6 protein-coding genes are annotated in these 6,429 nt (G+C 69.6%); 3 read left to right on the top strand and 3 right to left on the bottom strand.

Features of this window, described 5'->3' with window-relative positions; genetic code table 11:
- Nucleotides 1-261 precede the first annotated feature (261 nt).
- The 3 genes from WBA97_RS22890 to WBA97_RS22880 are packed head-to-tail and all read right to left on the bottom strand — an operon-like array spanning nucleotide 262 to nucleotide 3,397.
- Nucleotides 262-1,458, bottom strand: a complete 1,197-nt coding sequence (locus tag WBA97_RS22890) for a class I SAM-dependent methyltransferase (RefSeq protein ID WP_424232943.1) — start codon at nucleotides 1,456-1,458, stop codon at nucleotides 262-264.
- Nucleotides 1,455-2,153, bottom strand: a complete 699-nt coding sequence (locus tag WBA97_RS22885; RefSeq protein ID WP_424232942.1) for a DUF1365 domain-containing protein — start codon at nucleotides 2,151-2,153, stop codon at nucleotides 1,455-1,457. Before WBA97_RS22885 ends, WBA97_RS22890 begins: the two co-directional genes overlap by 4 nt.
- Nucleotides 2,150-3,397 carry an NAD(P)/FAD-dependent oxidoreductase gene (locus tag WBA97_RS22880; RefSeq protein ID WP_424232941.1) on the bottom strand — a complete coding sequence of 416 codons (1,248 nt, stop codon included), beginning with the start codon at nucleotides 3,395-3,397 and terminating at the stop codon, nucleotides 2,150-2,152. Before WBA97_RS22880 ends, WBA97_RS22885 begins: the two co-directional genes overlap by 4 nt.
- A gap of 324 nt (nucleotides 3,398-3,721) precedes the next feature.
- On the opposite strand from WBA97_RS22880, the gene WBA97_RS22875 reads away from it, so the two are divergent.
- The 3 genes from WBA97_RS22875 (at nucleotide 3,722) to WBA97_RS22865 (ending at nucleotide 6,289) form a co-directional block, all read left to right on the top strand.
- A complete protein-coding gene (locus WBA97_RS22875; RefSeq protein ID WP_424232940.1) occupies nucleotides 3,722-4,468 on the top strand; it encodes a FadR/GntR family transcriptional regulator in 747 nt (248 codons plus the stop codon).
- Between the two features lie 70 nt (nucleotides 4,469-4,538).
- Complete coding sequence (locus tag WBA97_RS22870) at nucleotides 4,539-5,804, top strand: RNA polymerase sigma factor (protein WP_424232939.1); 1,266 nt, start codon at nucleotides 4,539-4,541, stop codon at nucleotides 5,802-5,804.
- The gene (locus tag WBA97_RS22865; protein ID WP_424232938.1) at nucleotides 5,801-6,289 is read left to right on the top strand and encodes a flavin reductase family protein; all 489 of its coding nucleotides are present in this window, start codon (nucleotides 5,801-5,803) and stop codon (nucleotides 6,287-6,289) included. Before WBA97_RS22870 ends, WBA97_RS22865 begins: the two co-directional genes overlap by 4 nt.
- Nucleotides 6,290-6,429: the final 140 nt, after the last annotated feature.

The raw sequence follows: 6,429 nt of genomic DNA, 5'->3' as shown, positions 1-6,429 counted from the left end.
GGGTGCTCGGCTGGTCGCACGACCGCTACCCGCGCGCGGCCGGCAGGCTGCGCCAGGGCCGGCCGGTCGAGCACGCCGTCCCCGCGCTCGTGCTCACGCTCGCCGTGGTCGCGGTCGGCGCGCTGGGTCTGCTGCTGATCCTGCTCTGACGAACGGCTCCGACAGGTGCGGTGTCGCCGGCTCGGCACCGGCTGCCTCAGCCCGCGCCGGCAACGCCACCCGTGACGCGCGGGCCAGTCACGTCACCGACCGACCGTGTGTTCACCCGGACGAGCGTAGGCCGAACTGCCACACGTCCAGATAGCGAGACCGGAACCCCGCCTCCGAGTACGCCAGGTAGTACTCCCACAGCCGCTCGAAGACCTCGTCGAAACCGAAGGCGGCCACCCGGTCGCGAGCCGCCAGGAACCGGGTCCGCCACTGCGCGAGCGTCTGGGCGTACTGCGGGCCGAGGCTGCGCCGATCCTCGATCCGCAGCCCGGCCCGCGTCGCCTGGTCCTCGATCACCGGCACCGAGAGCAGCAGCCCGCCGGGGAAGATGTACTTCTGGATCCAGTTGTGCGAGCGTCTCGTGGCCAGCAGGCGGTCGTGCGGCATCGTGATCGCCTGCAGCCCGACGCGACCGCCCGGCGCGAGGACCCGCGCCAGCGTCGCGAAGTAGGTCGGCCAGAACTCCTCGCCGACCGCCTCGATCATCTCCACGGACACGACCGCGTCGTAGGTGCCCGCCGCCTCCCGGTAGTCCTGCAGGTTGACCGTCACGCGGTCGGTCATCCCCGCCGCCGCCACCCGTTTCCGCGCCAGTCGCTGCTGCTCGACGGAGATCGTCAGCGACGTCACCGTCGCGCCGCGCTGCGCGGCGCGGATCGCCAGCGCGCCCCAGCCCGTGCCGATCTCCAGCACGCGGCTGCCCGAGGTGACCCCGGCGAGGTCCAGGATCCCGTCGATCTTGCGCAGTTGCGCCGTATGCAGGTCGTCACCCGGCTCGAACCACGCGGACGAGTACGACATCGACTCGTCGAGGAACGCCTCGAACAGGTCGTTCGACAGGTCGTAGTGGCGGTGGATGTTCTCTCGTGCGCCGTCCGGCGTGTTCAGCTCGGTGGCCGGCCGGTGGGCGTCCACCCAGCCGCGCAGCACCTGCAACGGTCTCGGCACGAGCGTTGCCATCCTGGCGGCGAACGGGGTCAGCGCGGCCACCGGGTCGGGACTGGTCCAGTCCCCGGCCATGTACGCCTCGCCGAACCCGATGTTGGCCTGCGCGCCGAGCCGGTGGAAGAACGCCGATGGCCGCACGACCCGCATCAGCGGGCCACCCCGGCCGATCCTCGATCCGTCCGGAAAGGACACGGTGACCGGCAGGTCCTTCACCGCGTAACGGAAGAGACGTCGCGCCACCCACGCGCGGAACGGCGAGCGCGGCGGCGCCGACAGGGCGGTCTCGGTCGTCGTGGTCACTGCACACGCTCCTGTGGTACGTAGGCAGGACGTGGCACCACGGGCAGCTTCCGCAGCCACAGCGCGATGCCATGTCGCTGGATGAGCAACCGCGTCCGTTGCGGCACAAGGGAAAGTGTGTAGGCGAGCGCACGTCGCCTTGTGAACGCGCCGACCCGCCTTCCGGTGAGCGTCGCGGTGAACGCCGGCTCGTCGTCCTGGCGCAACGCGATCGTCAGCGACAGCCGCTCGCCCGGTGGTGGCAGCCGCATCCGGTACTGACCCGACACGTCGAGGAACGGCGACACGTAGAACGCCTTGTCCGCCTCCGCCTGCCACCGCTCGTCGGGCCGCAGCAGATAGCAGTGCCGTTCCCCGTAGGTGTTGTGCACCTCGGCCACCACGCACAGCGGTGCCCCGGCCGCGTCATCGCACCAGTAGACGGTCAGCGGGTTGAACACGTACCCGAGCGACCTCGGCGCCGTCAGCATCAGCACTCGCCCCGGCGCCGGAATTCCTTGCGTGGCAAGCCAAGTCGTCAGGTTGTCGCGGATCGAACGGTCCGGTGAGCCGAGGTGGTCGGCCGCGCGGAACGACATCAGCCGCGAGCGGGGCAGGTCGTCGACGTCTGCCAGCCACAGCCGCACGTGGTGGGTGAACCGCCGGGTCAGCGCCCTGCGCCGCACGTGCGTCAGCTTCGCCGTGTAGAGGATCACCAGTCCACCCCGAACGCGGCGGCCGCCCGCACCCCCGAAGCGCAACCGTCCTCATGGAAGCCCCAGCCGTGGTAGGCGCCGGCGTAGACCGTCCTCTCCGTCGCGAGCGAGGGCAGGAGCCCTTGCGCCGCAACGGACTCCGGGGTGTACACCGGGTGCTCGTAGGTCATCCGCGCGAGCACTGCGGACTCGTCGACCCGGCCGGCCGCGTTCAGGGTCACCACGTACGGCTTCGGCTCGCCGAGCCGCATCAGCCGGTTCATGTCGTAGCTCACCACCACCTCGTCGGCGCCGGCGCAGCTGGGCTTCAGGTAGTTCCACGACGCACGCGCGCCGCGTGCGACGGGCAGCAGCGAGTCGTCGGAGTGGAGCCAGGTTTCGTTGCGGGAGTAGGTGAACGCGTCGAGGACCCGCTTCTCCTCGGTGGTGGCGTCCGCGAGGAGCGCGAGCGCCTCGTTGGCGTGCGTCGCCACGACCACCCGGTCCACGGTGTGCGATTGGTCGCCGTCGTCGCGGATCCCGACACCGTCCCGCGTGCGGTGGACCGCCCGCACCGGCGTGCTGACGTGCACCGCGGACAGCTCCTTCGCCGCGCGCTCGACGTACTCGCGGGAGCCGCCGACGACCGTCCGCCAGGTCGGCGAGCCGCCGATGGACAGCATCCCGTGGTGGTCGAGGAACCGGAACAGGTACCGCACGGGGTAGGCGCGGCTCACCCGCTCCGGCGCCGACCACACCGCCGACACCATCGGCAGCAGGAAGTGCTCTGTGAAGAACCGGGAGTAGCCCGCAGCGAACTCACCCAACGTGACCTCCTCCCCGTTTTCACGGAGTATCCGCCGTGCGTGCCGGTGAAACCGGGTGATCTCGGCGAGCATCCGCACATACCGCGGCGCCAGTGCGTTGCGCGGCTGCGCGAACAGGCCGGGGAGGCCGCGTGCGCCCGCGTACTCCAGGCCGCAGCCGAGGCAGCGCACGCTCATCGACATCTCCGACTCGCGGGTGGCCACCCCCAGTTCGCCGAACAGGCGCAGCAGGTTCGGGTAGGTGCGCTCGTTGTGCACGATGAACCCGCTGTCCACGGCGACCGTGCCGCCGGCCGTCGGCACGTCGTGGGTGTGGGCGTGGCCGCCGAGCCGGGGCGCGGCTTCGAACAGCAGCACGTCGTAGCGGCGTTGCAGCAGGTAGGCGGCGGTAAGACCGGCCACCCCCGCGCCGATGACGGCAACCCTCTCGGTAGTCATGCCCCTTGTTCGGCGCAGGCGCCCGTCCGGCTTGGTGACCGATCGGTGTCCGGCAGGGGGCGGCTCCCGCGCCGGTCCGGGACCGTGCTGTGGATATTTCGGTGATGCATGTCATGCGCCACATTTTTCGCGCATCTGTGACAACAGTCGGCCAGAGTTGTAACGGCCAAGGGCCGCGTAGCGATGGTTGTATCCGCTCGCGTTCGCGTGAGTAAACCATTGCTCGCGGAAATTCGGTGGAGCCGACCGGAATCTTCCCGTTGCCTTCGGAAAAAGCCTGACCAAAATAGGAGACATTCTCGTCAATGTCGCTAACATGTCGGGGTGGCAGCAACAGGCGCGGGGACGCCCAGGAGGCCGGTCAGACGCAGCGACAAGGTGTCAGAAGCGATCGCACGAGATATCGTCCGCCGAATCGGCGCCGAGGAGTTGACACCGGGAACACAGCTACCGCCGGAAGCCAAGATGCTGGAGGAGTATCGGGTCGGTCGTGGTTCGTTACGGGAGGCGTTACGCATTCTGGAGGTGCACGGGCTGATCTCGATCAAGCCCGGCCCTCGGGGCGGTCCGACCGTCGACCAGGTGCACACCGAGAACTTCGGCCGGATGGCCACCCTCTACTTTCAGATGGACGGGGTGACCTTTGCCGACCTCGTGGACGCACTGGTCATCATGGAGCCGATTCTCGCCGGGCGTGCCGCGCTGCGGCACGATCCGCAGCTCGTCGCGGAGATGACCCGGTTCACCCGGCCCGGCCGCATGGAGGACGAGGAGTACACCAGCGACACGGCCGACTTCCACCGGCTCATCGCCGCCATGTCCGGCAACCCGGTGATGAGCCTGTTCGGGCAGTCGCTCACCGACATTGTGCGGGACCGGCTTTCTCCGCCGCTGTTTCCCAAGTCACGGCGACCAGCGGTGGTGAATGTCCACGGTGACATAGCTCGCGCGATCATCGACGGGGACGTGGACCGGGCAGAGGAACTGATGCGTGAGCACATGTCGGAATACGCGGCATATGTACGGCGCCGGCATCCGGGCCGCATGCGGGAGGTCGTGGACTGGCGTTGACTGCCTTGTCTTGCGTTGACCTCGACCGGCGACGTTGACGACGTGGGCCACAACGGAGTAGGTAGGTTCGGTGACACTGGACCCGAGGTCCGACGCGGAGTTGATCGCCGATGTGCGGCGTGGTGATTCCGAGGCGTACGGCGAGCTCTACGAGCGGCATCTGTATGCCGCGAATCGGGTTGCGGCGTGTATTTCGAACACAGCGGCGGAACGGGAAGACCTGGTCGCGGACGCTTTCACGCGCGTGCTCAGGATGCTGCGGGACGGCGGCGGTCCGACCGAGGAGTTTCGCGCGTACCTGCTGGTCACGCTGCGCAACGCCGCGATAAGCGGGTCGCGGGGCGCGACCGTGTCGCTGTACGCGGACGTACCGGAGCCCTACCTCCCTCGGCCGGATGGTGATCCGGTGCTGCACCGGTGGGACAAGAAGGCCGCGGCCAGCGCGTTCGCGAGCCTGCCGGAGCGGTGGCGGACCGTGCTGTGGCACACAGAGGTCGAGGACGAGTCGCCTGCCGAGATCGCCCCGCTGCTCGGGATGCGGCCCAACGGGGTGGCGGCGCTCGCGTACCGGGCGCGGGAGGGGCTGCGGCAGGCGTACCTGCGTGCGCATCTGCCCGAGGTCGAGCGCCGCGAGTGCCGTGCGACGGTGTCCAAGCTCGCCGGGTGGGTGCGCAGCAACGTGCCGGACCCGCTCAGCCGCAAGATCAGCAACCACCTTGCGCGGTGTTCCGACTGCCGGGCCCGTGCCGACACACTCACGACCGTCAACGCCGAGTTGCGGGCGTCGGTGGCGCCGCTGATGCTCGGTGCGTCGGTGGCCGCCACCTACCTGCCCTCGGCCGCGCCCGTGACGGCGGTCGCGAAGACGTTGCTCGCGAAGGTGGCCGTGGTGGTCACGGTCGCCGCGACGGCCGTGACCACGGTGGCGTCCTCGCCCGAGGTCGCCGTGTGCGACCCGCTGCTGCCCGGGCTGGCCGAGACGACGTCGACCACCGAGACGACGATCGAGGGGCCGGTGCCGCCGGTGCACTCGACCACGGAGGCGCCTACGGTCGTGGTGCCGGGTGTACCGGGTTCGTCGCCGGTCGTCACGCAGGAGCCCGAGGTGGCCGACGTGACCACGCAGGTCACGGCCGAGGCGCCAGCCACGGAGCAGTCCCCCAGCAAGGCGGAGCGCAAGGCCGCCAAGGCGGAGCGGAAGGCCGCCAAGGAGGCACGCCAGGACGCCAAGGCGGAGCGGAAGGCTGCCAAGGCGGAGCGGAAGGCCGCCAAGGAGGCACGCCAGGACGCCAAGGCGGCGGAGAAGGCCGAGAAGAAGGCGGGGAAGGGCACATGACGTCCGGGTCGAGGTTCGACGCACTGGTCAGCGGGCTGGACTACCCGATGTTCATCGTCACCGCGGCGGCGGGGGACCGCCGGGCCGGGTGCCTGATCGGGTTCGCGACGCAGTGCAGCATCGACCCGCCGCGGTTCATGGTGTGGCTGTCGAAGAAGAACGAGACATACGAGGTGGCCACGTCGGCACGCACGCTGGCGGTGCACGTGCCGAGGGCGAAGGACCACGCGCTGGCGAAGCTGTTCGGCGGTGAGACCGGCCGCGAACGGGACAAGTTCGCGGAGGTGCCGTGGCACCCGGGCCCGGACGGCGTACCACTCCTCGACGACTGCGACCAGTGGTTCACCGGCACGATCCTGTCCCGCCACGACGCAGGCGACCACGAGGGCTTCCTCCTGACCCCAACCGAGGCAAGCAAAACCCACGGCAACCCCCAACTCCCCTTCCAACAAGTCCGCAACCTCCCCCCAGGCAACACCCCATAACCCCCACCCCCGACCCCCAAACCCCGCGAGTCCACGCCTCAGAACCCGCGAGTCCACGGTTCAGAACCCGCGAGTCCACGACTCAGAACCCGCGAGTCCACGGTTCGGAACCCGCGAGTCTTCGGTTCGGGACCTGCGAG

The sequence above is a fragment of the Actinophytocola sp. genome (assembly GCF_049647105.1).
In the GTDB taxonomy this organism is placed as follows: Bacteria; Actinomycetota; Actinomycetes; order Mycobacteriales; family Pseudonocardiaceae; genus Actinophytocola.
The sequence above is the reverse complement of the archived record's forward strand: the minus strand, read 5'-3'. Positions and strand labels throughout refer to the sequence as shown.

Bases quoted from the DNA above. Each gene is read 5' to 3' on its own strand.
- WBA97_RS22880 (WP_424232941.1), bottom strand. From the start codon at position 3,397: ATGACTACCGAGAGGGTTGCCGTCATCGGCGCGGGGGTGGCCGGTCTT.
- WBA97_RS22865 (WP_424232938.1), top strand. From the start codon at position 5,801: ATGACGTCCGGGTCGAGGTTCGACGCACTGGTCAGCGGGCTGGACTAC.